Here is a 294-nt window from a genome sequence, read left to right on the forward strand (position 1 = left end):
GTGCTACCGATTTCAGGTAGAAAGCCGCTGGACCAAATGGTGGTGACAAGAACGACACCTGCATGTTTAGACAGAACACAACGCCGAACCAAACTGGGTCGAACCCAAGGCCAGTAATGATTGGAACGAAGATTGGCATTGTTAGAAGTGCCACACCTACCCAATCAAGGAACATGCCTAAAACCAGCAAGATAGCCATCATGATTAGCAGTGTTACTGTTGCGTTACCGCCACTGAGCGCAAGGATGGTTTCTTCAACAAAATCAATACCGCCCATCAGGTTGTAAATACCAA

The 294-nt window shown here is 46.9% G+C and carries 1 protein-coding gene; it reads right to left on the reverse strand.

The genetic code is table 11. The features are described from left to right. A partial coding sequence (locus tag AB4512_RS24260; RefSeq protein ID WP_372176046.1) for a TRAP transporter large permease subunit occupies positions 1-294 on the reverse strand: 294 nt, incomplete at both ends.

This window comes from Vibrio sp. 10N.222.52.B7 (genome assembly GCF_041474275.1).
Lineage (GTDB): Bacteria > Pseudomonadota > Gammaproteobacteria > Enterobacterales > Vibrionaceae > Vibrio > Vibrio crassostreae_C.